22 protein-coding genes are annotated in these 26869 nt (G+C 71.8%); 7 read left to right on the top strand and 15 right to left on the bottom strand.

Annotation, left to right across the window (positions count from 1 at the left end):
• Positions 1-45 precede the first annotated feature (45 nt).
• Positions 46-762: an urease subunit gamma gene (ureA, locus tag D1J60_RS25090; protein ID WP_125822610.1), complete on the bottom strand. Its 717-nt coding sequence runs from the start codon at positions 760-762 to the stop codon at positions 46-48.
• A 157-nt stretch (positions 763-919) separates the two neighbouring features.
• Between ureA and D1J60_RS25085 the strand changes: the two genes are divergently transcribed.
• Together D1J60_RS25085 and D1J60_RS37405 are read left to right on the top strand one after the other, a co-directional pair.
• The gene (locus tag D1J60_RS25085) at positions 920-2350 is read left to right on the top strand and encodes a cytosine permease (RefSeq protein ID WP_125822609.1); all 1431 of its coding nucleotides are present in this window, start codon (positions 920-922) and stop codon (positions 2348-2350) included.
• Between the two features lie 35 nt (positions 2351-2385).
• Complete coding sequence (locus D1J60_RS37405) at positions 2386-2538, top strand: hypothetical protein (RefSeq protein ID WP_164720966.1); 153 nt, start codon at positions 2386-2388, stop codon at positions 2536-2538.
• A 79-nt stretch (positions 2539-2617) separates the two neighbouring features.
• Here D1J60_RS37405 and D1J60_RS25080 read toward each other — a convergent pair whose 3' ends face one another.
• The 4 genes from D1J60_RS25080 to D1J60_RS25070 form a co-directional block, all read right to left on the bottom strand.
• The gene (locus D1J60_RS25080; protein ID WP_125603690.1) at positions 2618-3703 is read right to left on the bottom strand and encodes a branched-chain amino acid aminotransferase; all 1086 of its coding nucleotides are present in this window, start codon (positions 3701-3703) and stop codon (positions 2618-2620) included.
• A gap of 224 nt (positions 3704-3927) precedes the next feature.
• On the bottom strand, positions 3928-4968 hold the full coding sequence (locus D1J60_RS25075) for a 3-isopropylmalate dehydrogenase (protein ID WP_125603691.1): 1041 nt from the start codon (positions 4966-4968) through the stop codon (positions 3928-3930).
• 61 nt (positions 4969-5029) lie between these two features.
• Entirely contained in the window at positions 5030-5161 is a 132-nt protein-coding gene (locus D1J60_RS38705; protein WP_260614121.1) for a hypothetical protein, read from the bottom strand.
• Positions 5162-5424: 263 nt separating this feature from the next.
• Positions 5425-6309, bottom strand: coding sequence for a LysR family transcriptional regulator (locus tag D1J60_RS25070; RefSeq protein ID WP_125822608.1), 885 nt, complete (start codon positions 6307-6309; stop codon positions 5425-5427).
• 99 nt (positions 6310-6408) lie between these two features.
• Here D1J60_RS25070 and D1J60_RS25065 point away from each other — a divergent pair, with 99 nt between their 5' ends.
• Positions 6409-7422 (top strand): NADP-dependent oxidoreductase, encoded by a 1014-nt coding sequence (locus D1J60_RS25065; protein ID WP_125822607.1) that lies wholly within the window; start codon positions 6409-6411, stop codon positions 7420-7422.
• A 119-nt stretch (positions 7423-7541) separates the two neighbouring features.
• Positions 7542-9569, top strand: a complete 2028-nt coding sequence (locus D1J60_RS25060; RefSeq protein ID WP_125822606.1) for a phospholipase C, phosphocholine-specific — start codon at positions 7542-7544, stop codon at positions 9567-9569.
• Here the strand turns inward: D1J60_RS25060 and D1J60_RS25055 are convergent, their stop codons facing one another.
• Together D1J60_RS25055 and D1J60_RS25050 are read right to left on the bottom strand one after the other, a co-directional pair.
• Positions 9570-10118, bottom strand: a complete 549-nt coding sequence (locus D1J60_RS25055) for a GNAT family N-acetyltransferase (protein WP_125822605.1) — start codon at positions 10116-10118, stop codon at positions 9570-9572.
• A complete protein-coding gene (locus tag D1J60_RS25050) occupies positions 10115-10828 on the bottom strand; it encodes a tyrosine-protein phosphatase (protein ID WP_241253391.1) in 714 nt (237 codons plus the stop codon). The genes D1J60_RS25055 and D1J60_RS25050 overlap by 4 nt, the downstream gene beginning before the upstream one ends.
• An 81-nt stretch (positions 10829-10909) precedes the next feature.
• On the opposite strand from D1J60_RS25050, the gene D1J60_RS25045 reads away from it, so the two are divergent.
• A complete protein-coding gene (locus tag D1J60_RS25045; RefSeq protein ID WP_125822603.1) occupies positions 10910-11611 on the top strand; it encodes a nitroreductase family protein in 702 nt (233 codons plus the stop codon).
• A 92-nt stretch (positions 11612-11703) separates the two neighbouring features.
• Here D1J60_RS25045 and pruA read toward each other — a convergent pair whose 3' ends face one another.
• Both pruA and D1J60_RS25035 read right to left on the bottom strand, forming a co-directional pair.
• Positions 11704-13335, bottom strand: a complete 1632-nt coding sequence (gene pruA / locus D1J60_RS25040) for an L-glutamate gamma-semialdehyde dehydrogenase (RefSeq protein ID WP_125596711.1) — start codon at positions 13333-13335, stop codon at positions 11704-11706.
• Positions 13336-13365: 30 nt separating this feature from the next.
• Complete coding sequence (locus D1J60_RS25035) at positions 13366-14292, bottom strand: proline dehydrogenase family protein (RefSeq protein ID WP_125596708.1); 927 nt, start codon at positions 14290-14292, stop codon at positions 13366-13368.
• A 200-nt stretch (positions 14293-14492) separates the two neighbouring features.
• Here D1J60_RS25035 and D1J60_RS25030 point away from each other — a divergent pair, with 200 nt between their 5' ends.
• On the top strand, positions 14493-15677 hold the full coding sequence (locus D1J60_RS25030; RefSeq protein ID WP_125596705.1) for a helix-turn-helix domain-containing protein: 1185 nt from the start codon (positions 14493-14495) through the stop codon (positions 15675-15677).
• 45 nt (positions 15678-15722) lie between these two features.
• Here D1J60_RS25030 and D1J60_RS25025 read toward each other — a convergent pair whose 3' ends face one another.
• A complete protein-coding gene (locus tag D1J60_RS25025) occupies positions 15723-16331 on the bottom strand; it encodes a TetR/AcrR family transcriptional regulator (protein ID WP_125822602.1) in 609 nt (202 codons plus the stop codon).
• Positions 16332-16433: 102 nt separating this feature from the next.
• Between D1J60_RS25025 and D1J60_RS25020 the strand changes: the two genes are divergently transcribed.
• Entirely contained in the window at positions 16434-17975 is a 1542-nt protein-coding gene (locus D1J60_RS25020) for an MFS transporter (protein ID WP_125822601.1), read from the top strand.
• Positions 17976-18055: 80 nt separating this feature from the next.
• Here D1J60_RS25020 and serA read toward each other — a convergent pair whose 3' ends face one another.
• The 5 genes from serA to D1J60_RS24995 form a co-directional block, all read right to left on the bottom strand.
• Positions 18056-19645 (bottom strand): phosphoglycerate dehydrogenase, encoded by a 1590-nt coding sequence (serA, locus tag D1J60_RS25015; RefSeq protein WP_125596696.1) that lies wholly within the window; start codon positions 19643-19645, stop codon positions 18056-18058.
• Positions 19646-19939: 294 nt separating this feature from the next.
• Entirely contained in the window at positions 19940-20941 is a 1002-nt protein-coding gene (gene ilvC, locus D1J60_RS25010; RefSeq protein ID WP_125596693.1) for a ketol-acid reductoisomerase, read from the bottom strand.
• Between the two features lie 139 nt (positions 20942-21080).
• Complete coding sequence (gene ilvN / locus D1J60_RS25005; RefSeq protein ID WP_007266740.1) at positions 21081-21605, bottom strand: acetolactate synthase small subunit; 525 nt, start codon at positions 21603-21605, stop codon at positions 21081-21083.
• A gap of 32 nt (positions 21606-21637) precedes the next feature.
• On the bottom strand, positions 21638-23527 hold the full coding sequence (locus tag D1J60_RS25000; protein ID WP_125596690.1) for an acetolactate synthase large subunit: 1890 nt from the start codon (positions 23525-23527) through the stop codon (positions 21638-21640).
• A gap of 228 nt (positions 23528-23755) precedes the next feature.
• Positions 23756-26632, bottom strand: a complete 2877-nt coding sequence (locus D1J60_RS24995) for an EAL domain-containing protein (protein ID WP_241253390.1) — start codon at positions 26630-26632, stop codon at positions 23756-23758.
• Positions 26633-26869 lie beyond the last annotated feature (237 nt).

Genomic DNA, 26869 nt, shown 5'->3' with positions numbered 1-26869 from the left:
CGGGGGCGCAGTGCGCGCTGTGGTCGGTGTGGGGGGTCTGACGGCTCACGCCTGGTCTCCCGTCGGGTCGTCTTCGGTGGCGGCGGCGCCGAGGTAGCCGCAGGCGGCGGCGCGGGCCAGGGCCTGCTTCTTGGCTCCGGGGGCGTCCAGGGGCCCGTCCACGAGGCCGGCGAAGCCGATGGCGATCCGGTCGCCGCCGATCGGGACCAGCCCCACCTCGCCCTCGCCGTGCGGGTCGAAGCGGACTGAGGAGCCGGCCGGCACGCACAGCCGCATGCCGTAGGCGGCGGCGCGGTCGAAGTCGAGCCGGGGGTTCGCCTCGAAGAAGTGGAAGTGGGAGGTGACGCTGACCGGGACGGGCGCCGTGTTGCGCACCCGCAGGTGCAGCTGCGGTTCGGGCTGCGGCGCGCCGGGGCCGGGGACGACCGCGCCCGGGGCGTCGGCGCCGAGGGAGACGGCGCCCTGGATGGGCGCGGAGACCACGGCCAGGCGGGAGCCGTCGTCGAAGACGGCCTCCACGTGCACCTCGGTGACCACGTCGGCGACGCCGGGCAGGACGTCGTCGGGGCCCAGGACGCCTCGGGCCTCCTCGATGGCCTCGGCCAGCCGCTTGCCGTCGCGCGCGGCCTCGCAGACCGTGTCCGCGATCAGAGCGGTGGCCTCGGGGACGTTGAGCCTGAGGCCCCGGGCCCGGCGGGCCCTGGCCAGTTCCGCGGCGCTGCGCAGCAGCAGCCGGTCGCGCTCCGTAGGGGTCAGCCGCACGCCGATCCACCACCTTTTGACTCGATGAGTTAGAGCATCACTCTAACTCTTCATTTCCTCGCAATGAAGCATTGACCGGGGACCAGGGCTCAGGTCACATTGAATGACGCTCAAACGAATGCGCAACCACCCCCCGCCCTGCCAAGGGAGTCCCCCCATGCCCATCGAACAGCGCGGAGTCGACACCATCCCGGAGGAGGAGCGGACGAGCGGGCCCCGTGACCTGATCTCGATCCTCCTCGGCTCCAACCTCTGCCTCGGCGTGATCGTCTTCGGCTGGCTGCCCCCGTCCTTCGGGCTCGGGCTGGTGCCCTCCGTCACCGCCATCGTGACCGGCACCGTGGTCGGCATCGCCTTCACCGCGCCGCTCGCCCTGGTGTCGCTGCGGACCGCGACGAACCTGTCCACCTCCAGCGGCGCCCAGTTCGGCGTACGGGGGCGGCTGGTCGGCTCCGTGGTCGGCCTGCTGCTCTCCCTCGGCTACACCGCGCTCACCCTGTGGATCGGCGGCGACGTGATGGCGGGGACCCTCTCCCGGCTCACCGGGTCGCCCGACACCGGCCTCACCCGCGCCCTGATGTACGGCGTGCTCGCCGCGTGCACCGTCGTCGGAGCCGTCTTCGGCTACCGGCTGCTGCTGCGCATGAGCAAGGTGCTGTCCATCGCCATGGTGGTCCTGCTGGCCGTCGGCGTCGTCGCCTACGCCCCCCACTTCACCGCCGCCGCCCCGCCGGACACGCAGTACCTGCTCGGCTCCTTCTGGCCGACCTGGCTGCTGGCCGCCGTCGCCGCCGGGCTCAGCGGGCCCGTCGCGTTCATCACCCTGCTCGGCGACTACACCCGCTACGTCTCCCCGCGCCGCCACGGCTCCCGGAAGGTGTTCCGGGCCACCTGTCTCGGGCTGCTGTTCGGCCTGCTGGTGCCGCAGCTGTTCGGCACGTACACCGCCCTCGCCGCCCGGGCCGGGGCCGACTACGCCGGGCCGCTCGTGGCGGCCGCGCCCTTCTGGTACCTCGTCCCGCTGCTGGTGGCCGCGGCGGCCGGCTCGGTGGGCAACGCCGGGCTGATGCTCTACTCCATGGGCCTGGACCTGGACGCCATCATCCCCAGGGCCACCCGCACCAAGGCCACCGTGATCGCCGCCGCCGTGGCCACCGCGTTCGTCTTCTTCGGCTCCTTCGAGTGGGACGTGCAGTCCGCGATGACCTCCTTCGTGCTGCTGCTCACCGCGATCGGCACCCCGTGGGCCGTGATCACCCTGATCGGCTTCGTGCGCTGCCGCGGGGTCTACGACGCCGACGCCCTCCAGGTGTTCAACCGTCGGGCCCGCGGCGGCGTCTACTGGTACAGCGGCGGCTGGAACCTCCGCGCCACCGCCTCGTGGGCGGCGGGCGCGGTCGTGGGACTGGCGGCCGTGTCGACCCCGGTGTACGAGGGCCCTCTGCTGGCGCTCACCGGCGGGGTGGACTGTAGTTTCGTCCTGTCGGGGCTGGTCGGAGGCGCGGTGTACGCCGCGCTGACCGTCCGGCCGCAGGCGGCACCGGCCGCCGCACCGGCGGCGGAGGCAGTGATGGCGGCGGCCGACTAGGACGGGGGCCGCCGCGTACGACACGGGGAGGCGTCGTGGAAGAGCTCGCGTACGTGGCGACGAAGATCGTCAAGGGGATGGCCGGCCTGGCCTACCTGATCGGGGACGGCCTCTCGGCCCTCACCGGCTCGGAGGGCCAGTTCCAGCGCAGCGAGAAGAAGGACGACGGGAAGGACGAGGAGCGCTGACCCCGCTCCTCCCCCACCGCAAGGCCGAAGGCCCCCGCGCAGCAGCGCGGGGGCCTTCGGGCGTTTCGGGGGATGCGCCTCAGCCGAGCGGGTGCATCCAGCCGTGGGTGTCGGCGGTGCGGCCGGTCTGGAGGTCCAGGAGCGCCTTGCGGAGCTTCATCGTGACCTCGCCGGGCTGCCCGTCGCCCTGGGTCCAGTTCGCGCGCTCGGACTTGACCGAGCCGACCGGGGTGATGACGGCGGCGGTACCGCAGGCGAACACCTCGGTGAGGGTGCCGTTCTCGTTGTCGCGCTTCCAGTCCTCGGTGGTGATGCGGCCCTCCTCGGCGGTGTAGCCGAGGTCGCGGGCGATGGTGAGGAGGGAGTCGCGGGTGATGCCGGGCAGGAGCGAGCCGGTCAGCTCCGGGGTGACGATGCGGTCGCCGTACACGAAGTACAGGTTCATGCCGCCCATCTCCTCGATCCAGCGGTGCTCGACGGCGTCCAGCCAGACGACCTGGTCGCAGCCGTGCGAGGCGGCCTGGGCCTGGGCGACGAGGGAGGCCGCGTAGTTGCCGCCGGTCTTGGCGGCGCCGGTGCCGCCCTTGACGGCGCGGACGTACTCCTCGGAGAGCCAGACGGAGACGGGCTTGACGCCACCGGGGAAGTAGGCGCCGGCGGGCGAGGCGATGACCATGAAGAGGAACTCGTTGGCCGGGCGGACGCCCAGGCCGACCTCGGACGCGAACATGAACGGGCGCAGGTACAGGGAGGCCTCGCCGGAGTCCGGCACCCAGGCGCTGTCCTGCTTGATCAGGGCGTCGCAGGCCTCGATGAAGAGGTCGGCCGGCAGCTCCGGCATCGCCATGCGGCGGGCGGAGGCCTGGAAGCGCTCGGCGTTGGCGCGCGGGCGGAAGGTGGCGACGGTGCCGTCGGGCTGGCGGTAGGCCTTGAGGCCCTCGAAGATCGTCTGCGCGTAGTGCAGGGTCATGTTCGCGGGGTCGATCGCCAGGGGGGCGTACGGGACCAGCTCGGCGTCGTGCCAGCCGCGGCCCTCGGTCCACTTGATCGTCACCATGTGATCGGTGAAGTGGCGGCCGAAGCCGGGGCTGGCCAGGATCGCCTCGCGCTCCGCGTCGGACAGCGGGTTCGAGGAGGGCTTGAGCTCGATCGTGGGCGTCGTCATGAGTGCTTGTCCTTCACCGGTTGGGTATGGCGGACCGCGCTCATGCGTACTAGGACGTCCGAGCTTCCCCGTATTCCGCGGCCTCGCGTTCGATTATCGCGCGCGGGCAGGCTTCGGAGAAACGGGGCTTTAGCGGCCCAGGGAGATGGTGGCACCGGGGGCCGCGCAGGAGAAGCCGCCAGGTCCCTTTGTGACCTGGCGGCTTCCTGGGTGGAACGGCCGGGTCAGCCGGCTACTCGCGCGGCGAGGGCGTCGCCGATCGCGTCGGTGGAGCGGAAGGTGCCGTCGCGCTCGGCCAGGTCGGCCGAGACCGCGTCCTCGATGCGGACGGCCTGGTCCTCGTAGCCGAGGTGGCGCAGGAGGAGGGCGACCGAGAGGATCGTCGCGGTCGGGTCGGCCTTGCCGGTGCCCGCGATGTCGGGGGCCGAGCCGTGGACGGGCTCGAACATGGACGGGAAGGCGCCGGTCGGGTTGATGTTCCCGGAGGCGGCCAGGCCGATGCCGCCGGTGACGGCCGCGGCCAGGTCGGTGAGGATGTCACCGAAGAGGTTGTCCGTGACGATGACGTCGAAGCGCTCGGGCTGGGTGACGAAGAAGATCGTCGCCGCGTCGACGTGCAGGTAGTCGGTGGTGACCTGGGGGTACTCCTGGCCGACCTTGTCGAAGATGTTCTTCCACATGTGGCCCGCGTACACGAGGACGTTGTTCTTGTGGACGAGCGTCAGCTTCTTGCGGGGGCGGGCGTTGGCCCGCTCGTACGCGTCGCGCACGACGCGCTCCACACCGTAGGCCGTGTTGACGCTGACCTCGGTGGCGACCTCGGCGGGGGTGCCGGTGCGCAGGCTGCCACCGTTGCCGGTGTACGGGCCCTCGGTGCCCTCGCGGACCACGACGAAGTCGATCTCCGGACGGCCGGCGAGCGGGCTGGCCGTGTTCGGGAACAGCTTCGAGGGGCGCAGGTTGATGAAGTGGTCGAAGGCGAAGCGGAGCTTCAGCAGCAGGCCGCGCTCCAGGACGCCCGACGGGACCGACGGGTCGCCGATGGCGCCGAGCAGGATCGCGTCGTGGCGCTTGAGGGCCTCCAGCTCCGCGTCCGGGAGGGTCTCACCGGTGCGGTGCCAGCGCTGGGCGCCGAGGTCGTACTCCTTGGTCTCCAGCTTCACATCCTGGGGCAGGACCGCGGTAAGGACCTTGAGGCCCTGAGCCACGACTTCCTGGCCGATGCCATCACCGGGGATCACTGCGAGATTGATGCTGGTCGACATGTCGGAACCGTACTCCGTGTCCCAGCCCTCAGACATATGGCGTCCAGCATTTGGACCAATCTCAGTGGCCGGTCGAGCCGCCGTTGTCGCGGCGGTCCAGGGCGCGCTGGAGGGCGGCGGCGGCGTTCTTGCGGTCGGCGTCGGCCGGGGAGGTGTGGCGGACGCGGCGGGATGCGGCGGTGGTGGGGGTCATGGTGATCGACTCCTTGGGATCACGGCGTGGCGGGGCCACGGATGAGGGGTGTTCCTTCAAGGCGCCGGAAGAGGCGGGGGGCCGTGCGCCGCAGGGGTTGCCTGCCAGTGGGCGCGCGCCCTCGACCGCCATTCGCAGGATCAGCGAGACGTTCGGCTCCTACAAAGCTAGGGCAGGTCCGGCTGTATGTCTCGGCAATTACTCGGACTTCCTAGTATCTGAGATGGGAAACCCCCCGGAGGGAGCCTTCCGCAGGTTCCGATTCAGGCCGTCTCAGCCCTGAGTTCCCTGATCAGAGCCCTGACGGCGAGGGTGGACGCCAACTCCGTCGTGGTGACGTATCCCACCTGCCTCACCGGCCTCCGGGGCCCCAGGGCGGTGATCTCGACGGTCTCCGGGGCCTCCCGCAGCGACAGCTCCGGCATGATCGCCATGCCCAGGCCCCGGCCGACCATCGTCAGCACCATGGCGTCGTCCTCCGCCTTCACGGTGGCCCGGGGGATCCAGTCCTGGGACCGCCACCACGCCCGGGTGTAGGAGCCGCAGTTCTCGTCCCAGTCCAGCAGCGGCAGCGCCTTGGGGTCCGGGTGCCCGGCCGGGTGCACCAGGGCGTACGCCTCCCGCGCGAGCACCCCGGTCAGCAGGCCCGGCGCCACGTCCCCCCGCGCGCCCAGCGTCGCGATGCCCAGGTCCGCCCGGCCCGCGGCCACCTCCCCCGCCGCGCCGGCGCCGATCTCGCGCACCACCCGGACCTCGGGGCGGACGCCGGGGTGCAGCGCGGTGAGCCGCTCCAGCGCGGGCGGCAGCAGGTGCAGGGCCGCGCTGCGGAAGGCCGCGACGCGCAGCACCCCCTCCACCGCCTCCCGCCCGGCGGGGGCCCGGGACGCGCCGCGCGCCTCCGCGCCCAGCACCTCGTACAGCCGCAGGATGCGCCGGCCCAGCGCGACGGCCCGCTCGCCGGCCGGGGTGGGCGAGGCGCCGGTGCGGCCGCGCTCGAAGAGCACCGCGCCGACCTTGCCCTCGCTGCCGCGCACCGAGTGCGAGACGGCCGACTGGCTCACCCCCAGCACGGCGGCCGCGGCGGAGAAACCGCCCGTGTCGGCGACGGCGACCAGGACCCGGAGTTCCTGCGGGGCGAGCTCGGCCACTGGTTCCCACCTCGGTGTATGAGCCGCGTTCATGGATGTGCGGCTTCCATGAGGGCAACCCCCTGCCCGGCCGCGGGATTCCTTCCTAGGTTCATGGCCATGAGCACCGACACCGCCTACGCCGTCCACCAGATCGCCCGCCCGACCGGCTTCCCGGCCGCCTCCGACTTCGCGTACACCTCCTCCCCCGTCCCCGAACCCGCCCCCGGCAGCGCCCTGGTGGAGAACCTGCTGCTGTCGGTGGACCCGTACCACCGCGGGCTGATGGACGGCGGCGAGGGCGGCTTCGAGCTGAACGCCCCGCTGGAGGGGCGCACGGTCGGCCGGGTGACCGCATCCCGCGACCCGGGCCTGAAGGAGGGCGACCTGGTCTTCCACCGCGCCGGCTGGCGCACCCACTCCCTGGTCACCCTGGGCGTGGACGGCACCCGCACGCTGCGCGGGCACGCGGGCGTCCCGCTGGAGGCGTACCTGTCCGTCCTGGGCGGCACCGGGCTCACCGCCTACGCCGCCCTCACCCGGACCGCGGCCCTGCGCGAGGGCGAGGACCTCTTCGTCTCCGCCGCCGCCGGCGGGGTCGGCACCGCCACCGGGCACATCGCCCGGCTGCTCGGCGCCCGCCGGATCATCGGCAGCGCCGGATCGGCGGCGAAGGTCGCGCACCTCACCGGGACCCTCGGCTTCGACGCCGCCTTCGACTACCACGACGGGCCCGTCGGCGAGCAGCTGGCGCAGGCCGCGCCGGACGGCATCGACGTGTACGTGGACAACGTGGGCGGGGACCACCTGGAGGGCGCGATCGCGTCCCTGCGCGAGTACGGCCGGATCGCCTGGGTCGGCGCGATCTCGATGTACAACGGGGACCGCTCCCCCGCCGCGCCCCGCAACCTCTTCGAGGTGGTCCACAAGTCGCTGCGCCTGGAAGGCGTATTGGTACGGAACCACACCAATCTCCAGGACGAACTGGAGGACTTCCTGGTCCCCCACCTGCGCAGCGGCCGGATCGGCACCGACACCACCGTTGTCCAGGGATTCGACCGCACGGTGGAGGCCTTCCTGGGCATGCTCCACGGCGAGAACACGGGCAAGATGCTCGTGCGGACCGGGAGCTGACTCAGGCCGTCCGGATGTTCACCGAGTTCTTACCGCACGGATGTAGACCTTTGCGGCGGCTGCCGCCACCCTTGCCGTCAATGTGCCGCCGGGGCACTTGAGTTGGAGGCGAGCAGCCAGTGACACCCATCAGCCGCAGGGGTTTCGTGGGGATCGGCGCCGGGCTCGTGGCGGGGGCGGCCCTGCCCACCGCCCTGCCGGGGACGGCGGCGGCCGCCGCCGCGACGGGCACCATCACCGACGTGAAGCACGTGGTGGTCCTGATGCAGGAGAACCGCAGCTTCGACCACTACTTCGGCCGGCTGAAGGGCGTACGCGGCTTCGGCGACCGCGCCGCCGGCAACATCCCCGGCGGCTGGGGCACCTTCAACCAGCCGAACTGGGGCGGCCGCCAGTACCCCTGGAAGCTGTCCGCCACCCCGTCGGCCGGCGGGGCCGACGGCCAGACCCTGGCCCAGTGCACCGGGGACCTCCCGCACAGCTGGACCTCCCAGCACGCGGCCTGGAACAACGGGCGGATGGACAACTGGGTCGCCGGGGTCGGCAAGACCCACACCCTCGGCTACCTGGAGCGGGGCGACATCCCCTTCCACTACGGCCTCGCCGACCACTACACGGTCTGCGACGCCTACTTCTGCTCCGCCCTCAGCGCCACCGGCCCCAACCGCACCTTCCTGTGGAGCGGCAAGGTCGACGCGAGCAGCAAGGACGGCGGCGAGGAGTCCGGGCTGACCTGGGAGTCGTACGCGGAGGCCCTCCAGCGGGCCGGGATGACCTGGAAGGTCTACCAGAACGCCCAGGACAACTACGGGGACAACGGCCTGGCCTACTTCAGGAAGTTCACCGACGCGCGGCCCGGCGACCCGCTGTGGGACCGGGGCATGGCCTCGGTCCCCAAGACCACCGGCTCCACCCCCGACGACATCGCGGCCGCGATCCGCGCGGACGTGGTCGCCGGAACCCTGCCCCAGGTGTCCTGGGTGGTGGCCAGCGAGGCCTTCTCCGAGCACCCGTACGCCCCGCCCGGCGACGGCGCGCACTTCGTCGACCTGGTCTACCGCGCGCTCGCCGCGGACCCGGAGGTCTTCGACTCCACCGTCCTCTTCCTCAACTACGACGAGAACGACGGCTTCTTCGACCACGTCCCGCCGCCGGTCGCCCCTCCTGGCACCCCGGACGAGTACATCGACGGCGTCCCGATCGGACTCGGCTTCCGCGTCCCCATGCTGGTGATGTCCCCGTGGACGCGCGGCGGCTGGGTCAGCTCCGAGGTCTTCGACCACACCTCGGTGCTGCGCTTCATGGAGACGTGGACGACCGCGATCGGCACCCCCGCCCTCTGCCCCAACATCAGCGCCTGGCGCCGCAGGGTGACCGGCGACCTGACGGGCGTCTTCGACTTCACGCACCCGGTGTACGGGGTCCCGACGGGCCTGCCGTCGACGGCGAAGGTCATCGGCCAGTCCACCTGCGGCCCGCTGCCCAACCCGGTGCCCCAGAACAACGCCCAGCCGGCGCAGGAGCCCGGCACGCGCCCGGCGCGGGCCCTCCCGTACCAGGTGAACGGCAACCTGGACCGCTTCGAGTTCGGGCCGATGGGCAAGATCCTGGCCTGGTTCTCGATGACCAACCAGGGCCCGCAGGCGAAGCGGGCCGCGCACTTCTCGATCCACCCGCACCAGCACCGGGACACGGCCGCCTGGCAGTACACGGTCGACCCGGGCGGCACCTCGACGGACTGGTTCTCCATCGGCCTGGGCGCCGGCTCGGGCAAGTACGACATCTCGATGTACGGCCCGAACCGGTTCCTGCGCCGCTTCATCGGCGACGCGACCAAAGCGGGCAAGGACCTGGAGGTCGCGGCCCGCTACGCGGTGGAGTCCGGCACCGGCAAGACGGCCGTCTGGTTCAAGATGACCAACGCCTCCGGCTCCCCCGTCACCTTCACCATCCGCTCCAACGCCTACCGCACGGACGGCCCCTGGACCTACACCGTGCCGGCGGGCTCCTCGCGCGAGGACTTCTTCAACGCGGTGGCGTACAGCAAGGGCTGGTACGACTTCACGGTCCTGGCCGACGCCGACGGCACCTGGTCGCGCCGCTACACCGGCCACATCGAGACGGGCACCGCGAGCATCTCCGGCTAGCTACACCACGTCCCCGTCCCGCCAGTCGAAGTCGAGCCGCCCGGCGGAGGCCGGTACGACCCCTCCGGGCGGCGTCCACACGTAGGTCGAGCCCTCCTCCTCGGGCAGCCGCTCGGGGCCGGCCGGGCCCAGCACCCCGATCCGCCCGGGATACGGCTTCCACCCCCGGCCCTCGTACAGGGCCGCCCCCTCCTCGGACGCGGACAGGGCGCCCAGTACGTAGGCCCCGGCGATCACGCCCTCCAGCGCGGCCATCACCACCCCGCCGAGCCCGCGCCGGCGCCGGTCGGCGCGGACGGCGACGGCCTCCACGTACCCGGTCCGCAGGGCCCGCCCCTGGTGCAGCACCCGCCGCTGGACGAGGCTGCCGTGCGCGACGAGCGCGCCGTCCTCGTACACCAGGGCGTGCATCCCGCCGAGGGCGTGCTCGAAGTCCTCGTCGCCGAAGTCGCCGTCGAAGGCCGCGTCGAGCAGGTCCCGGACGGCGGCGAGGGTGTCCGCGTCGAGCTGGGAGGTGTGCGCGAGGCGGGTCCGCGTGTCGTCGCTCATGCCCCCAGTCTGCCCCGCAGCCCCTCCAGTTCGACGGCCGTCAGCCCGGCCCCGCGCAGGTAGGCGCCCGCATCCAGCCACCGCGCGGTCTCCAGGGCGAGGGCGTGCACGGTGGTGCCGAGGCGGGCCGTGTACTCCTCGATCTCGGTGTCGTCATAGGACCTTCCGCGGGCCGCGTACCGGGCCCGGACCCGCGGTTCGCTCAGCGCGTGGTCGTCGGCGATCTCCTGCGGGCTCGCCCCGGCCAGCCGCAGCAGGACGAGCGCGATGATCCCCGTACGGTCGCGGCCCAGACCGCAGTGGAAGACGACGCCGCCCGGCGGGGCTGCGGCGACGGCGCGGGCCACGGCGGCCACGCGGTCGGGGAAACGCTCCAGGAAAGGCCGGAAATACGCGGGGGTGCCGAAGCCGGGAGTGCCCCACCACACGTCCCAGAAGTCCCGGTGCTCGATGCCGTCGAGCGGGATCGACAGGGTGGTCAGCCCGGCCGGCCGCGGGGAGTGGTCCACCTCCGCCTCCCCGTCGTTGCGCAGGTCGATGACGGTCCGCACCCCCTGGCCGGACAGAGTGGTCCAGCCCCGGGCGGTGAGCCCGTCGAGGCTGTCCGCGCGTATCAGCGCCCCGGGCCGCAGCGCTCCCAGACCGCCGAGGTCGCGGGCGTTGAAGCAGCCCTCCCAGTCCACGAATCGACCGACGTTCGACACGGCCATAGCCCCCCTGTCAGTACACAACGGACATTGGTTCATGACGTACCGCTGGCCCCGGGAGTTCCCCCGCTGGAAGATCTGCGCATGTCGCCTGAGACCCAGCAGTGGACCCCCACCCATGGCCAGCCCTACCGGCCCGTCGCCTACCGTCCCGCGCGCATGCCCGGCCCCGAGTCCCTCGCGCGGGCGGCCGAGCTGCGGGCCCGCATGGACGAACGGCGGACCGTGCGCCACTTCTCCCCCGACCCCGTCCCGGAGCAGGCCGTCCGCGACGCCATCGCCTGCGCCGCCACCGCCCCCTCCGGCGCCCACCAGCAGCCGTGGACCTTCGTCCTGGTCAAGGACCCGGCCATCCGCCGGCAGATCCGCGCCGCCGCCGAGCAGGAGGAGCAGATCTCCTACGACGGCCGCCTCGGCGACGAGTGGCTCGCCGCGCTGCGCCCGATCGGCACGGACGCCGTCAAGACCCACCTCACCGACGCGCCCGCGCTGATCGTGGTCTTCCAGCAGCGCTACTGGCTCGGCCCGAACGGCACGAAGCGCAAGCACTACTACGTCGACGAGTCGGTCGGCATAGCGGTCGGCATGCTCCTGTCGGCCCTCCACCTGTCCGGCCTGGCCGCGCTCATCCACACCCCGAGCCCGATGCGCTTCCTGGGGCACGTGCTGAACCGCCCGGAGAACGAAAAGGCCTTCGCGGTCATCCCGGTGGGCTACCCCGCCGACGACTGCGAGGTCCCGGACCTGGTCCGCAAGTCCCTGGACCAGGTCCTCGTGGAGGTCTGAACGCCCGGAGCCCTCCGGCCCCGGAAAGGGGACCGCCCCCGCTCCGGACTTGGGGGTACCGGAGCGGGGGCGGGGTTCAGCCGTGGGCCGGATCAGCCCATGTGGGGGTAGCCGTACTCGGTCGGCGGGACCAGGGTCTCCTTGATGGAGCGGGTCGAGGTCCAGCGCAGCAGGTTGGACGCCGCGCCCGCCTTGTCGTTGGTGCCCGAGGCGCGGCCGCCGCCGAAGGGCTGCTGGCCGACGACGGCGCCGGTCGACTTGTCGTTGATGTAGAAGTTGCCCGCGGCGAAGCGGAGCTTCTCCATCGTGTCCGCGGCCGCGTAGCGGTCCTGGGCGATGACGGCGCCGGTCAGGGCGTACGCCGAGACGTTCTCCATCTGCGCGAGCATCTCGTCGTACTTGTCGTCCTCGTACACGTGGATCGCGAGGATCGGGCCGAAGTACTCGGTCGTGAAGACCTCGTTCTCCGGGTCGGTGCACTCGATGACGGTCGGGCGGACGAAGTAGCCCTCCGAGTCGTCGTACGTGCCGCCGGCGACGATCGTGCAGGTCGGGTCGGCCTTCGCACGGTCGATCGCGGCCTTGTTCTTCGCGAAGGAGCGCTCGTCGATGACCGCGCCGATGAAGTTCGACAGGTCGCGGACGTCACCCATGGTGATGCCGTCGACCTCGGCGGCGAACTGCTCCTTGAAGCCGTCGTTCCAGATGGAGGCCGGGACGTAGGCGCGGGAGGAGGCCGAGCACTTCTGGCCCTGGAACTCGAAGGAGCCGCGGGTCAGGGCGGTCTTCAGGATCGCGCGGTCCGCGGACGGGTGCGCGACGACGAAGTCCTTGCCGCCCGTCTCGCCGACCAGGCGCGGGTACGAGCGGTAGTTCTCGATGTTGTTGCCGACCGTCTTCCACAGGTACTGGAAGGTCTTGGTCGAGCCGGTGAAGTGGATGCCGGCCAGCTCGGGGTGGTTCAGGGCCACCTCGGAGACCGCGATGCCGTCACCGGTGACGAGGTTGATGACGCCCTTGGGCAGGCCGGCCGCCTCCAGGAGCTCCATCAGCAGGACGGCGGAGTGGGTCTGCGTCGGGGACGGCTTCCACACGACCACGTTGCCCATGAGCGCGGGGGCGGTCGGCAGGTTGCCGGCGATGGCCGTGAAGTTGAACGGCGTGATCGCGTAGACGAAGCCCTCCAGCGGGCGGTGGTCGCTGCGGTTCCACACGCCGGCGCTGTTCGCGGCGGGCTGCTCGGCCAGGATCTGGCGGGCGAAGTGGACGTTGAAGCGCCAGAAGTCGACGAGCTCGCAGGGAGTGTCGATCTCGGCCTGCTGGACGGTCTTGGACTGGCCCAGCATGGTGGAGGCGGCCAGCTTCTCGCGCCACGGGCCGGCCAGCAGCTCGGCGGCGCGCAGGATGATCGCGGCGCGGTCGTCGAAGGACATCGCGCGCCAGGCCGGGGCGGCGGCCAGGGCGGCGTCGACGGCCTCCTGGGCGTCGTCCCGGGTGGCGTTGGCGTACGTGCCGATGACCGACTTGTGGTCGTGGGGCTGGACGACGTCGAAGCGCTCGCCGCCACCCATCCGCTTGACGCCGTTGATCGTCATCGGGAGGTCGATCGGGTTCTCGGACAGCTGCTTCAGCTGGATCTCGAGGCGCGCGCGCTCGGCACTGCCGGGGGCGTACGAGTGGACCGGCTCGTTGACCGGCGCGGGGACCTGGGTCACAGCATCCATGGGGCGATAACTCCTTGACCTGGTTCTTGGCTAGTTCTTGGTGATCATCGAGCGGAGGAAGAAGAGCAGGTTGGCCGGCTTCTCCGCGAGACGGCGCATGAAGTAGCCGTACCAGTCGGTGCCGTAGGCCGTGTAGACCCGCATGCGGTGCCCCTCGGCGGCCAGCCGCAGGTGCTCCTCGCTGCGGATGCCGTAGAGCATCTGGAACTCGTACTCGTCCAGCTTGCGCCCGGCCTGGCGGCCGAGCTCCTGCGCGATGGCGATCAGGCGCGGGTCGTGGGACCCGATCATCGGGTAGCCCTCGCCCTCCATCAGGATCTTCATGATCCGGACGTACGCCTTGTCGATCTCCGCCTTGTCCTGGTAGGCGACCTCCGCGGGCTCCTTGTAGGCGCCCTTCACGATCCGGACGCGGCTGCCGGCGGCGGCCAGGCGGCGGGCGTCGGCCTCGGTGCGGAAGAGGTAGGCCTGGATCACGCAGCCCGTCTGCGGGAAGTCCCGGCGCAGCTCCTCGTGGATGGCGAACATCGAGTCGAGGGTGGTGTGGTCCTCGGCGTCCAGCGTCACGGTGGTGCCGATGGCGGCGGCCGCCTCGACGACCGGGCGGACGTTGGCGAGGGCCAGCTCGTGGCCGCCCTCCAGGGCCTGGCCGAACATGGAGAGCTTGACCGACATCTCCACGGTCTCGCCCAGCTCCAGCTCCTTGAGGCGCTCGATGAGCTCCAGGTAGGCGTCCCGGGCCGCGTAGGACTGCTCCACCGCGGTGATGTCCTCGCCGACGACGTCGAGGGTGACCTCCAGGCCCTTGCGGGTGAGCTCCTCGACGATCGGGATGACCTGGCCGACCGTCTCACCGGGGATGAACCGGTTGACCACCGGCTTGGTCACCGGGGCGGCAGAGACGATTCGGCGCATCTTGTCGCTGCGCGAAGCGGCGAGGATCGCGGGACCCAGCACGGGGCACCTCCAACGGGTGGCAGAAGCGGACGAACGGACGCCGCAGGGGTGGGGCCGCGACCGTAAGGAAAACGCAAGTAAAACCACCGTGAAACCTAAGGATCTCCACGATCCTCTGCCATCGACAGCTGTCACGCATCCGTGGCCCGGATCTCATACATCTGTCTGAAGGGCCCGTCGCGGAGTGGGAGAATGTCCGCGTGAAGGGCGATTACCAGGACCTGGTGGACGAGATCTCGGCGCTGCTCGGCGCCCCGGCGACGCTGGAGAACCGGGATTTCCGCCTCATCGCCTTCGGCGCGCACGACAGCGAGGACGACCTCGTGATGGACCCGGTGCGCACCCGCTCGATCCTGACCCGGCAGTCGACGGCGGCCGTCCGCTCCTGGTTCGAGGGCTTCGGCATCGCCCGCGCCACGGGCCCGGTGCGGATCCCGGCGGCCCCGGACGCGGGGGTCTTCCGGGGGCGGATCTGCCTGCCGGTGCGGTACCGGGGCATCGTCCAGGGCTACGTGTGGCTCCTGGACCAGGACCCCGGCCCGGAGCCGGCCGCCCTGGAGGCCGCCATGGAGGTGGCCCAGCGGATCGGGGTGCTGCTCGCCGAGGAGGCCAAGGCGGGCGCCGACCTGTCGCGGGAGTTCCTGGCGGTGCTCACCGCCGGCCGGGGCTGGCAGCAGGACATGGCGGTGGCCGCGCTGCGGGTGGCACTGGGGCCCGGGGCCGAGGGGCCGCACGCCGCCGTGTGCGTGGCCCCGTGGTCCGGGGAGGCTCCGGGGTCGGTGCCGGGGGCGGCGGCGGTGTGCGTGGTCCCGGCGGGCTCCGAGGGCCGCGACGGCCCCGGGCCGGGGACGGGGGTGCTGGCGGTGCTGGTGCGGCTGCGATCGGGGGACGCGCTCGGTCCGGCCCTGGCCGCGGTCGGGCGGCTGCTGCCCCGCGCGGCGGTGGCCGGCTCGCCCGCCGGGGGCGGCTCCGTCACCGCCGGGGTGTCCGACCCGGTGCGGGCGCTCGCGGAGCTGCCCGCCGCGTGGGCTCAGGCCACCGCCGCCGCCCGGGCGGCGGCCGGGCAGCCGGGGCTGGGTCCGGTGGCGCAGTGGTCGGGGATCGGCCCGTACCGGATGCTGGCCGCCCTGGGCGCCGGACCGGCGGACGACCCGGCGACGCGGGCCCTGCTGGGCCCGGCCCACCGGGAACTGGCCCGCACGGCGGAGGTGTTCCTCGACTGCGCGGGGCAGGCGGGGCGCGCGGCGGCGGAACTGGGCATCCACCGCCAGACCCTGTACTACCGGCTGGGCCGGGTGGAGCAGCTGACGGGGCTCGACCTGGACCTCGGCGAGGACCGCCTGCTCCTGCACATGGCCCTCAAGGCCGCCCGCCTGCGCACCTGAACCCGGCCGGGCGCCGGGACCCGGGTGCGGGCCACCACCGCGTCACTAGAGCGTCGCCCGGCCGGCGGGTCCGGCCTCCGGGGACGCCGTCAGGCCCTGCGCGAGGAGGCGCAGCCCCTCGGTGAACTCCTCGGCGGAGGAGGCGGTACCGGGGTCGAGCAGCCACTGGATCATCAGCCCGTTGAGCAGCGCCTGGACCACGGAGCCGAGGGTGCGCTCGTCGCGTTCGGTGAGCTCCTCCTCCGGGGTGCCGGTGAGGAGCGAGATCAGGCCCCGGCGGCCCTCGGCCTGGGAGGCGGCGAGCATGCCGCGCAGCTGCGGCAGCCGTTCGCCGCTCAGCGCGACCTCCATGCTGGCCGCCCAGACGGGGGCCGCGGCGTCGTGCTGCGCGAGGACGCCGTCCCACATGGCGCGCAGGCGGCCCAGGGAGCCGTCCTCACCTTCCAGGCCGGCCGGGAAGGCCGTCTCACCCCACTCCTGCGTCAGGGCGATGAACGCCTGGGTGAGCAGGGCGTCCTTGGAGCCGTAGTGGTAGCCGATGGACGCCAGGTTCGTGCCGGAGGCGCCGACGATGTCGCGCGCGGTGGTGCGCACGAACCCCTTCTCGACCAGGCACTTCTTGGCGCCTTCGAGCAGATCTTCTTTGTGTCCCATGACCGCACCGTACCAAGACAACCGTCCTAGACGAAGGTCCCACACAAACTTTCCATACAGACGTCATAGACAGGCGTTCCATACGCTTGTACAGTCCTGCTCATGACGAACCCCACCGCCTCGGCACCCCTCGCCGGCCGCCGCGAATGGACCGCCTTCACGGTCCTGCTGCTGCCCCTGCTCCTGGTTTCGATGGACGTCTCCGTCCTCTACTTCGCCGTCCCGGCCATCACCCGGGAACTCGACCCGAGCGCCACCCAGCAGCTGTGGATCTTCGACAGCTACGCCTTCGCCCTCTCCGGCCTGCTGATCACGATGGGCTCGCTCGGCGACCGGATCGGCCGCCGCCGGCTGCTGCTGATCGGCGCCACGGCCTTCGGCCTCGCCTCGGTCGCCGCCGCCTTCGCCACCAGCGCCGAGATGCTCATCGCCGCCCGGGCCCTGCTCGGCGTCGGCGGCGCCACCCTGATGCCCTCCACGCTGGCCCTGGTCCGCAACCTCTTCCAGGACGCCGGCCAGCGCGGCAAGGCCATCGGGATCTGGTCCGGCGCCATGACCGGCGGCATCGCCCTCGGGTCCGTGCTCAGCGGGGTCATGCTGAAGCACTTCCACTGGGGCTCCGTCTTCCTCGTCAACGTGCCCGCGATGCTGCTCCTGCTGGTCCTGGTCCCGGTCCTGGTACCGGAGTTCAAGGACCCGGCCCCCGGCCGCTTCGACCTGCTGAGCGTGCCGCTGTCCATGGCCGCCGTGCTGCCGGTGGTCTACGGGCTGAAGGAGATCGCCGCCGAGGGCTTCGCACCGCTCCACGCCGTCTGCCTGCTGGTCGGCCTGGCCTTCGGGTACGCCTTCGTCCGCCGCCAGCGCGGCCGCGAGGACGCGATGGTGGGCCGCGCGCTCTTCCGGGACCGCCGCTTCGGGGCGGGCATCGGCCTCAACTCCGTCGCCGCCTTCGCGATGATGGGCTCCGCCTACTTCACCACGCAGTACCTGCAGTCCGTGCTCGGCATGGGCACCCTGGAGGCCGCCCTGTGGAGCCTGGCGCCCTCGCTCCTCATCGGCGCCGCCGCCCCCGTCTCCGCGGCCCTGGCCGCCCGGACGGACCGCTCCAAGGTCATCGCCGGCTCCTTCGCCGTCGCCGCCGCCGGGTTCGGGCTGGTCTCCCTCGTGGGCACCGACTCGCTGTGGCTGCTGCTGGCCGGCGCTGGGGTGCTCGCCTCCGGCATCGTCAGCGTGATGTCCCTGGTCTCCGACATGGCCCTCACCACGGCCCCGGCCGAGAAGGCCGGTGCGGCCGCCTCGTTGCTGGAGACGGGCCAGGAGTTCGGCGGGGCCCTCGGGATGGCGCTGCTGGGCAGCCTCGGCACCGCCGTCTACCGCGCCGACCTGGCGGGCGAGCCCTCCGCCGTACGGGAGACCCTGGGCGGCGCCGTCGCCGCCGCCGGGCAGGCCGGGGGCGAGGCCGGCGGGCAGCTGCTGGCCCTGGCCCGGGAGGCCTTCGTACACGGGATGCAGTACGCCGCCTGGGGCGGTGCGGTGCTGCTCCTCGCGGCGGCGGGGCTCGCGACCGCCCTGACCCGGGGCGGGACGAGCCCGGCTCCCGCCGGGGCGGAGCAGGCCCCGGCCGAACCGGCACCGGCGCGCTGAGCCGCGTACGGCATGGGGACGGGTTCACGTGAAAGGGCCCGGGGTCGGCGACCCCGGGCCCTTTCACATGTGCGCGCCGGTCAGCCGAGGTTGACCGTACGGGCCGAGGCGGCGCCGATCTCCTCGGAGATGGCCGCCAGGACGTCCACCGGGACCTCCGCGTCGACCGTGAGGACGACGAGCGCCTCGCCGCCCTCCTCGGCACGGGCGACCTGCATGCCCGCGATGTTCAGGCCGGCTTCGCCGAGCAGCTGGCCGACCTTGCCGACCACGCCCGGGCGGTCGGTGTAGCGCAGCACGATCATGTGGTCGGCCAGGGCCAGGTCCACGTCGTACTCGCCCACGCCCACGATCTTCTGGAGGTGCTTCGGACCCGCCAGGGTGCCGGAGACCGACACCTCCTGACCGTCCGACAGGGTGCCGCGGACGGTCACCACGTTGCGGTGGTCCGGGGACTCCGAGCTGGTGGTCAGGCGGACCTCGACGCCGCGCTCCTGCGCGAACAGCGGGGCGTTGACGTAGGAGACCGTCTCGTCGACGACGTCCTCGAAGACGCCCTTGAGGGCGGAGAGCTCCAGCACCTTGACGTCGTGCTGGGTGATCTCGCCGCAGACCTCGACGTCGAGGCGGACCGCGACCTCGCCCGCGAGGGCGGTGAAGATGCGGCCGAGCTTCTCGGCGAGCGGCAGACCGGGGCGCACGTCCTCGGCGATGACGCCGCCCTGGACGTTGACGGCGTCCGGCACGAGCTCGCCGGCGAGGGCGAGGCGCACCGACTTGGCGACCGCGATGCCGGCCTTCTCCTGGGCCTCGTCCGTGGACGCGCCGAGGTGCGGGGTGCAGACGACCTGGTCGAGCTCGAAGAGCGGGGAGTCCGTGCAGGGCTCCTTCGCGTACACGTCGAGGCCGGCGCCGGCGACGCGGCCCTCCTTGATGGCCGAGTACAGCGCGGCCTCGTCCACGATCCCGCCGCGCGCGGCGTTGACGACGCGGACGGACGGCTTGACCTTGCGCAGGGCCTCGTCGCCGATGAGACCGAGGGTCTCGGGGGTCTTGGGGAGGTGCACGGTGATGAAGTCGGCGACCTCGAGCAGCTCGTCCAGCGTCAGCATCTTGACGCCCATCTGGGCGGCGCGCGCCGGCTGCACGTAGGGGTCGTACGCGACGATCTTCATGCCGAAGGCCGACATGCGCTGGGCGACCAGGACGCCGATGCGGCCGAGGCCGACGACGCCGAGGGTCTTCTCGCTGAGCTCGACGCCCGTGTACTTGTTCCGCTTCCACTCGCCGTTCTTCAGGGCGGTGTTGGCCTGCGGGATGTTGCGCGCGGTGGCGACGAGCAGGCCGCAGGCGAGCTCGGCGGCGGTGACGATGTTGGAGGTCGGGGCGTTCACGACCATCACGCCGGCCTTGGTGGCGGCGGAGACGTCGACGTTGTCGAGGCCGACACCGGCGCGGGCGACGACCTTCAGCTTCTTGGCCGCGGCGATGGCCTCGGCGTCCACCTTGGTGGCGGAGCGGACGAGGATCGCGTCCACGTCGACGATCGCGGGGAGCAGTTCGGCGCGGTCGGCGCCGTTGACGTGCCGGATCTCGAAGTCCGGACCGAGCGCGTCCACCGTGGCGGGCGACAGCTCTTCGGCGATGAGTACGACAGGTTTCGAGCTCACGTGGGTCCTCACAAGTCCAGTGCGGACGGCCGTCCCGACGGCCGCAGGCGGTGGAGGGGGTAGCCGCGTGGAAGACGCACGACACTGTGGGCCTGACGCGTTGTGTTGAGCAGTGTAGTGGCGGATCGGGTGCGGGTTTCCGCCTGTACGGAAGGATCACCCGTCCGGGATTGGCCGGGGTGGACAATCCGTCCTATCAGGCGGCTACATTCCGGTGATCTCCGGCCGGCGCCGGAGGGGAGCGGGTGAACGGCGGGGCCGGGACTCACCGTCCCGGCCCCGCCGTTCACGAGATCAGCTCTCGTCGCTGTCGACCCAGCTCATCAGCTTGCGCAGCTTCTTGCCGGTGGTCTCCAGCAGGTGCTCGGAGTCGGCCTTCTTGTACTCGTTGTACTTCGGCAGACCGGCCTTGTACTCGGCCATCCACTCCTCGGCGAACTTGCCGCTCTGGATCTCCTCCAGGACCTTCTTCATCTCGGCCTTGGTGGCGTCGGTGATGACGCGCGGGCCGGTGATGTAGTCGCCCCACTCGGCGGTCTCGGAGACCGACCAGCGCATCTTCTCCAGGCCGCCCTCGTACATGAGGTCGACGATGAGCTTCAGCTCGTGCAGGCACTCGAAGTAGGCGATCTCCGGCTGGTAGCCGGCCTCGGTCAGGGTCTCGAAGCCGGCCTTGACCAGGGCGGAGGCGCCACCGCAGAGGACGGCCTGCTCACCGAACAGGTCGGTCTCGGTCTCCTCGGTGAAGGTGGTCTTGATGACGCCGGCGCGGGTGCCGCCGATGCCGGCCGCGTACGACAGGGCCAGGGCGAAGGCGCTGCCCGAGAAGTCCTGCTCGACGGCGGCGATGCACGGAACGCCGCGGCCCTCCTCGTACTGGCGGCGGACCAGGTGGCCCGGGCCCTTCGGGGCGACCAGGGCGACGTCCACGTTGGCCGGGGGCTTGATGAAGCCGTAGCGGACGTTGAAGCCGTGGCCGAAGAAGAGCGCGTCGCCCTCCTGCAGGTGGTCCTTGATGGACGCCTCGTAGATCTCGGCCTGGAGCGGGTCCGGGGTCAGGATCATGATGACGTTCGCCCACTCGGCGGCCTCGGCGACCGGGAGGACCTTCAGGCCCTGCTCCTCGGCCTTGGCCTTGGAGCTGGAGCCCTCCTTGAGGCCGACGACGACGTCGACGCCGGAGTCACGGAGCGACAGCGCGTGGGCGTGGCCCTGGCTGCCGTAACCGATGACCGCGACCTTGCGGCCCTGGATGATGGACAGGTCGGCGTCGTTCTCGTAGAACAGCTCGGCCACTGGGATATCTCCTTGGTGCGCTGGTGTTGCTCCCACCGTACGGCGGGGAACGGAATAAGAGTTTCTCGGTCTCGCTATGCGGGCCGCGTGTCAGCCGCCGGGTCCGGGACCGGCGCGGCCGGCCCGGACGCCGTGGGGCTCAGGCGCTGCGTTCGAGCGAGCGCAGGCTGCGGTCCGTGATGGACCGGCCGCCACGCCCTATGGCGATGGTGCCGGACTGCACGAGTTCCTTGATGCCGAAGGGCTCCAGCATCTTGAGCATGGCGCCGAGCTTGTCGGCCCCGCCGGTGGCCTCGATGGTGACGGCCTCCGGGGAGACGTCGACGGTCTTGGCGCGGAACAGCTGGACGATCTCGACGATCTGCGAGCGGGTCTCGTTGTCGGCGCGGACCTTCACCAGGACGAGTTCGCGCTCGATGGCGTTGGACGGCTCCAGCTCGACGATCTTGAGCACGTTGACCAGCTTGTTGAGCTGCTTGGTCACCTGCTCCAGCGGGAGGTCCTCGACGTTCACGACGATGGTGATGCGGGAGATGTCGGGGTGCTCGGTGACGCCGACCGCGAGGGAGTCGATGTTGAACCCGCGGCGGGAGAACAGGGCGGCGATCCGGGCGAGGATGCCGGGCGTGTTCTCGACCAGGACGGAGAGCGTGTGCTTGGACATGTGAGGCGTTCTCTCTCTCAGGCTCTCTCGGCTCAGTCGTCTTCGTTGTCGCCGAAGTCGGGGCGGACGCCCCGGGCTGCCATGACCTCGTCGTTGGAGGTGCCCGCGGCGACCATCGGCCACACCATGGCGTCCTCGTGGACGATGAAGTCGATCACGACCGGACGGTCGTTGATCGCGTTCGCCTCGGCGATGACCTTGTCCAGGTCCGCCGGGTCCTCGCAGCGCAGCGCGACGCAGCCCATGGCCTCGGACAGCTTGACGAAGTCCGGGACGCGGGTGCCCATGCGGGGGGAGGCGGACTCGCCGAGCTGGGAGCCCACGGTGTCGTGGCCGGTGTCGTCCGCGTGCAGGACCGTGTTCGAGTACCGCTGGTTGTAGAACAGGGTCTGCCACTGGCGGACCATGCCCAGCGCGCCGTTGTTGATGATCGCGACCTTGATCGGGATGTTGTTCAGCGCGCAGGTGGCCAGTTCCTGGTTGGTCATCTGGAAACAGCCGTCGCCGTCGATCGCCCAGACGGTGCGGTCCGGCATGCCGACCTTGGCGCCCATCGCGGCGGGGACCGCGTAGCCCATGGTTCCGGCGCCGCCGGAGTTCAGCCAGGTGCGGGGCTCCTCGTAGTTGACGAAGTGCGAGGCCCACATCTGGTGCTGGCCGACGCCGGCCGCGTAGATGGTGCCCTGGGGTGCCAGCTGGCCGATCCGCTCGATGACCTGCTGCGGCGAGAGGCTGCCGTCCTCGGGCAGGTCGTAGCCCAGCGGGTAGGTCTCGCGCCAGCGGTTGAGGTCCTTCCACCAGGCGGTGTAGTCGCCGGTGTTGCCCTCGTTGCTCTCCGCCTGGACGGCCTGGATCAGGTCGGCGATGACCTCGCGGGCGTCACCGACGATCGGGACGTCGACGGCGCGGTTCTTGCCGATCTCGGCGGGGTCGATGTCCGCGTGGATGACCTTGGCGAAGGGGGCGAAGCTGTCCAGCTTCCCGGTGACGCGGTCGTCGAAGCGGGTGCCGAGCGCGATCAGCAGGTCCGACTTCTGGAGCGCGGTCACGGCGGTGACGGCACCGTGCATGCCCGGCATGCCGACGTTCTGCGGGTGGGTGTCCGGGATGGAGCCCAGGGCCATCAGGGTGGTGACGACCGGGACGCCGGTGAGCTCGGCGAGGACCTTCAGCTCGGCGGTGGCGCCGGCCTTCATGACGCCGCCGCCGACGTAGAGGACCGGCCGCTTGGCGGCGGCGATCATCTTGGCGGCCTCGCGGATCTGCTTGGCGTGCGGCTTGGTGACCGGACGGTAACCGGGCAGGTCCTGGCTGGGCGGCCACGAGAAGGTGGTCTTCGCCTGGAGGGCGTCCTTGGCGATGTCGACGAGGACCGGGCCGGGGCGGCCGGTGGAGGCGATGTGGAAGGCCTCGGCGATGGTCTTCGCGATGTCCTGGGCCCTGGTGACCAGGAAGTTGTGCTTGGTGATCGGCATCGTGATGCCGACGATGTCCGCCTCCTGGAAGGCGTCGGTGCCGATCGCCTTGGAGGAGACCTGGCCGGTGATCGCGACGAGCGGGACCGAGTCCATGTGCGCGTCGGCGATCGGGGTGACCAGGTTGGTGGCGCCCGGGCCGGAAGTGGCCATGCACACGCCGACCTTGCCGGTGGCCTGGGCGTAGCCGGTGGCGGCGTGGCCGGCCCCCTGCTCGTGGCGGACCAGGATGTGACGGACCTTCTTGCTGTCCATCATCGGGTCGTAGGCCGGGAGGATGCAGCCGCCCGGGATACCGAAGACGGTGTCGCACCCCACCTCTTCGAGAGAGCGGATGAGGGACTGCGCGCCCGTGACGTGCTCAACTGCGGTGGGCTGGTGGTGCCCACCCGTACGGGGCCGCGGCTGCGGATGGTGGGCCCCGGAGGCCTGCTCGGTCATCGGCATTCTCTTCTCGAAGCTGAGGGTTTTACGAGGAGCGGGGGGTGGTCCGGACCTGGGCCGGACGCGTGTGCCAGTGCAACAAAAAACCCCTCGTGCCGGGTGGCAAGCGAGGGGAGCGCGTCGGTGGTGTCGAGCGGGGACATGCAGGCCCCAGCTTCAGCCGACGCGCTTTCCAAGTACGAGAATTCGGGTGCGCATGGCACTGACCCTCCCTCCGGCGGGAGGTCGATGTCAAGCGGGTGGGACGGGCGTCTCATTATTTGAGCCTCTACGGATGACCATCGAGCCACCGGACGAGCCGCCGGCCAAGGCCGGCTGGGCCGTACCGCCCGGTACTGGGAACGTACCTCGCACGAGCGCGCGCCGCAGCCTGTATTCGTCAAGCGGTCCGGAGAACGCCGCTCCCTGGCCGTGGGTGCACCCCATCGCCCGCAGCGCCAGCACCTGCTCGGGGAGGTCCACGCCGTCGGCCAGGGACTGCATGCCCAGGTCGTTTGCGATCCGCAACAATCCGGCCGTGATCTTGTGCAGTCTGGCCGATTCGACCACCCCTTCGACCAGGCCCCGGTCCAGCTTCAACAGGTCCACCGGGAGCTTGCGCAGGGCGCTGATGGCCGCGTAGCCGCTGCCGAAGCCGTCCAGGGCGATCCGGACCCCGAGCCGGTGCAGGGCCGTCAGACGGCGCTCCAGCTCGTCGAAGGGCACCCTGGGGTCGGAGGCGGCCAGTTCGAGCACGAGGGACCCGGAGGGCAGCCCGTGGCGGGTCAGCAGGGCCTCGACGCTGCTGCCGGGCGCGGAGCGGTCCAGCAGCCGCTGGGCGGTCATCCGGACGGCCACTGGTACGTCGTGCCCGGCCCGGTGCCGCTCGGCGGCCTCCTCGACGGCCTCCTCCAGCAGCCAACGGCCCAGTTCGGCGGTGCGTGAGCCGTCCGGCCCGGCGGCCGGCCCGCCCTCGCTGTGCTCGGCCACCCGGAGGAACTCGGACGGCGTGAAGAGGATCCCCTGGGCGGAGCGCCAGCGGGCCTGCGCGGCGACGGCGGTGACCTCGCCGGTGGCCAGGCAGACCACGGGCTGGTGCAGCAGGGCGAACTCGCCCTCGTGCAGCGCGGTGCGCAGCCGGCCGGCCAGCTCCGCCTTGCGGACGACCTCGGCCTGCATCTGGGGCGCGTACAGCTCGACCCGGTCCTTGCCGCCCGCCTTCGCGCGGTACATCGCGAGGTCCGCGTTGCGCATCAGGTCCGAAGGGGTGAGGCCGGGGTCGGCGAAGGCGACGCCGATGCTGGCGGCCACCCGGACCTCGCTCCCGGCGATGCGGTACGGCTGGGAGAGGGTGGCGCGCAGCCGGTCGGCGATGTCGTGGACCTGGCACTCGCGGGCGCTGCGGTCGCGGCTGCCGTCGCCGAGGATCAGCGCGGCGAACTCGTCGCCGCCGAGGCGGGCGGCGGTGTCCCCGGCCCGGACGGCGTCCTGGAGGCGGCGGGCGGCCTCGACGAGGAGCTCGTCGCCGGCCTGGTGGCCGATGGTGTCGTTGACGGCCTTGAAGCCGTCGAGGTCGATGAAGAGGACGGCGGTGCTGTGGTCGCCGGCCCGGCGGCCGGTGAGGGCCTGGCGGACGCGGCGGGTGAACAGGGCCCGGTTGGGCAGGTCGGTCAGCGGGTCGTGTTCGGCACTGTGCTGGAGCTGCGCCTGGAGGCGGACCCGCTCGGTGACGTCGCGGCTGTTGAGGATGAGCCCGCCCTGGTGGCGGTTGACGGTGGACTCCACGTTGAGCCACTCGCCGCCGCCCGACTCGAAGCGGCACTCGATGCGGGTGGTGGGCTCCTCGGCGGGCGGTGCGGCCAGGAAGCGGCGTACCTCGTGGACCACCCGGCCGAGGTCGTCGGGGTGGATCAGGGCGGCGAGCTCGGTGCCGACCAGTTCCTCCGCGTCGCGGCCGTAGACCCCGGCGGCGGCGGGGCTGACGTAGCGCAGGGTCCCGGTGGGCGCGGCGATCATGATGACGTCGCTGGAGCCCTGGACCAGGGAGCGGAAGTGGTTCTCCTTCTGGGCCAGTTCCTGGGTGAGCGCGATGTTGTCGAGGAGCATGATGCCCTGCCGGATGACGAGGGCGAGGACGACGGTGCAGCCGGTGAAGACCACCATCCGGTCCACCTTCCGGCCGTCCACGACGTTGTAGAGGATGCCGAGGGTGCACACCGCGGCCGCGAGGTACGGGGTGAGCGCGGGCAGCGAGCCGGTGATGGGGCGGCTGTGCGGGCGGTCCGGGCCCGGCGGGGCCGGCCGGGGCGCGGGCTCGGGCCGGCGGGCGCCCCAGGGGGCGTAGGCGAGCAGCAGCGAGCCCGCGAACCAGCCGGCGTCGAGGATCTCCCCGGAGCTGTAGGTGGTGTTGAGCAGCGGCGAGGTGAACAGGGCGTCGCTCAGGACGGTCAGGGCGAGGGCGGCGATCGCCGTGTTCACCGCCGAGCGGTTGTTGGCCGAGCGCCGGAAGTGCAGCACCAGGACCATGGAGACGAGCGCGATGTCCAGGAGCGGGTACGCGAGCGAGAGCGCGGCGCGCGGCACGCTGCCGGGGGCGCCCGACTGGGCGGTGCGGGCGGCGTTGGCGAGGGCCAGGCTCCAGGAGAGGGTCAGCAGCGAGCCGCCGATGAGCCAGGAGTCGAGGCCGAGGCAGACCCAGCCGGCCCGGGTGACCGGGCGTTTGGCCAGGACGAGCAGGCCCACGATGGCGGGCGGCGCGAAGCAGAGGAAGGCGAAGTCGGCGAGCGAGGGCTCGGGGACGTTCTGGCCGAGGACCACCTCGTACCAGCCCCAGACCGCGTTCCCCAGGCCGCCCATGAGCGAGGAGAAGGCGAACATCAGCCAGGCGGGACGTTCGCGCCGGTCGATCGCGCGGGCGTAGTGGTAACAGGAGACGGCGGCCAGTAATCCGGCGGCGCTGAGGCCGAAGTCGCCCATGATCTTGGCGAGTTCGTCCGATCCCCAGCCGAGGGCGGCTCCGACCGCGTAGCCGCCGCTGACCAGTGCGAGGAGGAGTTGCGCCGCGAGGCCCCGGCCGCCTCCGCCGGTGACCGGCGGCCGGGTCAGCAGCGCCGCCCCCGGGGCGCTCACCGGTGCCCCTCGCCGGCCGGTTCGGACGCGCTCCAGTCCCGGCTGCGTCGCCTCCGGCGGCCCTGCCGCAGCGGATCCTTCGTCCATTGGCCGTGCATCGCCCGTCGCCCCCCAAAGTGTCCGATCACTCCCCAGCGCCAGACGTACGTGGCGCAGCCCCTTGTTCCGGACGATACACCACTTTCGTCACTCAGCGACATAGCTGCTCTACGCTCCGTCACCAAGAGGGGGGTCCTG

The organism is Streptomyces sp. W1SF4, from assembly GCF_003950035.1.
Taxonomy (GTDB): domain Bacteria; phylum Actinomycetota; class Actinomycetes; order Streptomycetales; family Streptomycetaceae; genus Streptomyces; species Streptomyces racemochromogenes.
This window is presented reverse-complemented; position numbering and strand designations above follow the sequence as displayed.

Coding starts and splice junctions, on each gene's coding strand:
- pruA (WP_125596711.1), bottom strand. CDS start 13,335: ATGGATGCTGTGACCCAGGTCCCCGCGCCGGTCAACGAGCCGGTCCAC.
- D1J60_RS25065 (WP_125822607.1), top strand. CDS start 6,409: ATGAGCACCGACACCGCCTACGCCGTCCACCAGATCGCCCGCCCGACC.
- D1J60_RS25085 (WP_125822609.1), top strand. CDS start 920: ATGCCCATCGAACAGCGCGGAGTCGACACCATCCCGGAGGAGGAGCGG.
- D1J60_RS25025 (WP_125822602.1), bottom strand. CDS start 16,331: ATGGGACACAAAGAAGATCTGCTCGAAGGCGCCAAGAAGTGCCTGGTC.
- D1J60_RS25075 (WP_125603691.1), bottom strand. CDS start 4,968: ATGTCGACCAGCATCAATCTCGCAGTGATCCCCGGTGATGGCATCGGC.
- D1J60_RS25055 (WP_125822605.1), bottom strand. CDS start 10,118: ATGAGCGACGACACGCGGACCCGCCTCGCGCACACCTCCCAGCTCGAC.
- D1J60_RS25000 (WP_125596690.1), bottom strand. CDS start 23,527: ATGCCGATGACCGAGCAGGCCTCCGGGGCCCACCATCCGCAGCCGCGG.
- D1J60_RS25020 (WP_125822601.1), top strand. CDS start 16,434: ATGACGAACCCCACCGCCTCGGCACCCCTCGCCGGCCGCCGCGAATGG.
- D1J60_RS25045 (WP_125822603.1), top strand. CDS start 10,910: ATGTCGCCTGAGACCCAGCAGTGGACCCCCACCCATGGCCAGCCCTAC.
- D1J60_RS25080 (WP_125603690.1), bottom strand. CDS start 3,703: ATGACGACGCCCACGATCGAGCTCAAGCCCTCCTCGAACCCGCTGTCC.
- D1J60_RS25050 (WP_241253391.1), bottom strand. CDS start 10,828: ATGGCCGTGTCGAACGTCGGTCGATTCGTGGACTGGGAGGGCTGCTTC.
- ilvN (WP_007266740.1), bottom strand. CDS start 21,605: ATGTCCAAGCACACGCTCTCCGTCCTGGTCGAGAACACGCCCGGCATC.
- D1J60_RS38705 (WP_260614121.1), bottom strand. CDS start 5,161: ATGACCCCCACCACCGCCGCATCCCGCCGCGTCCGCCACACCTCCCCG.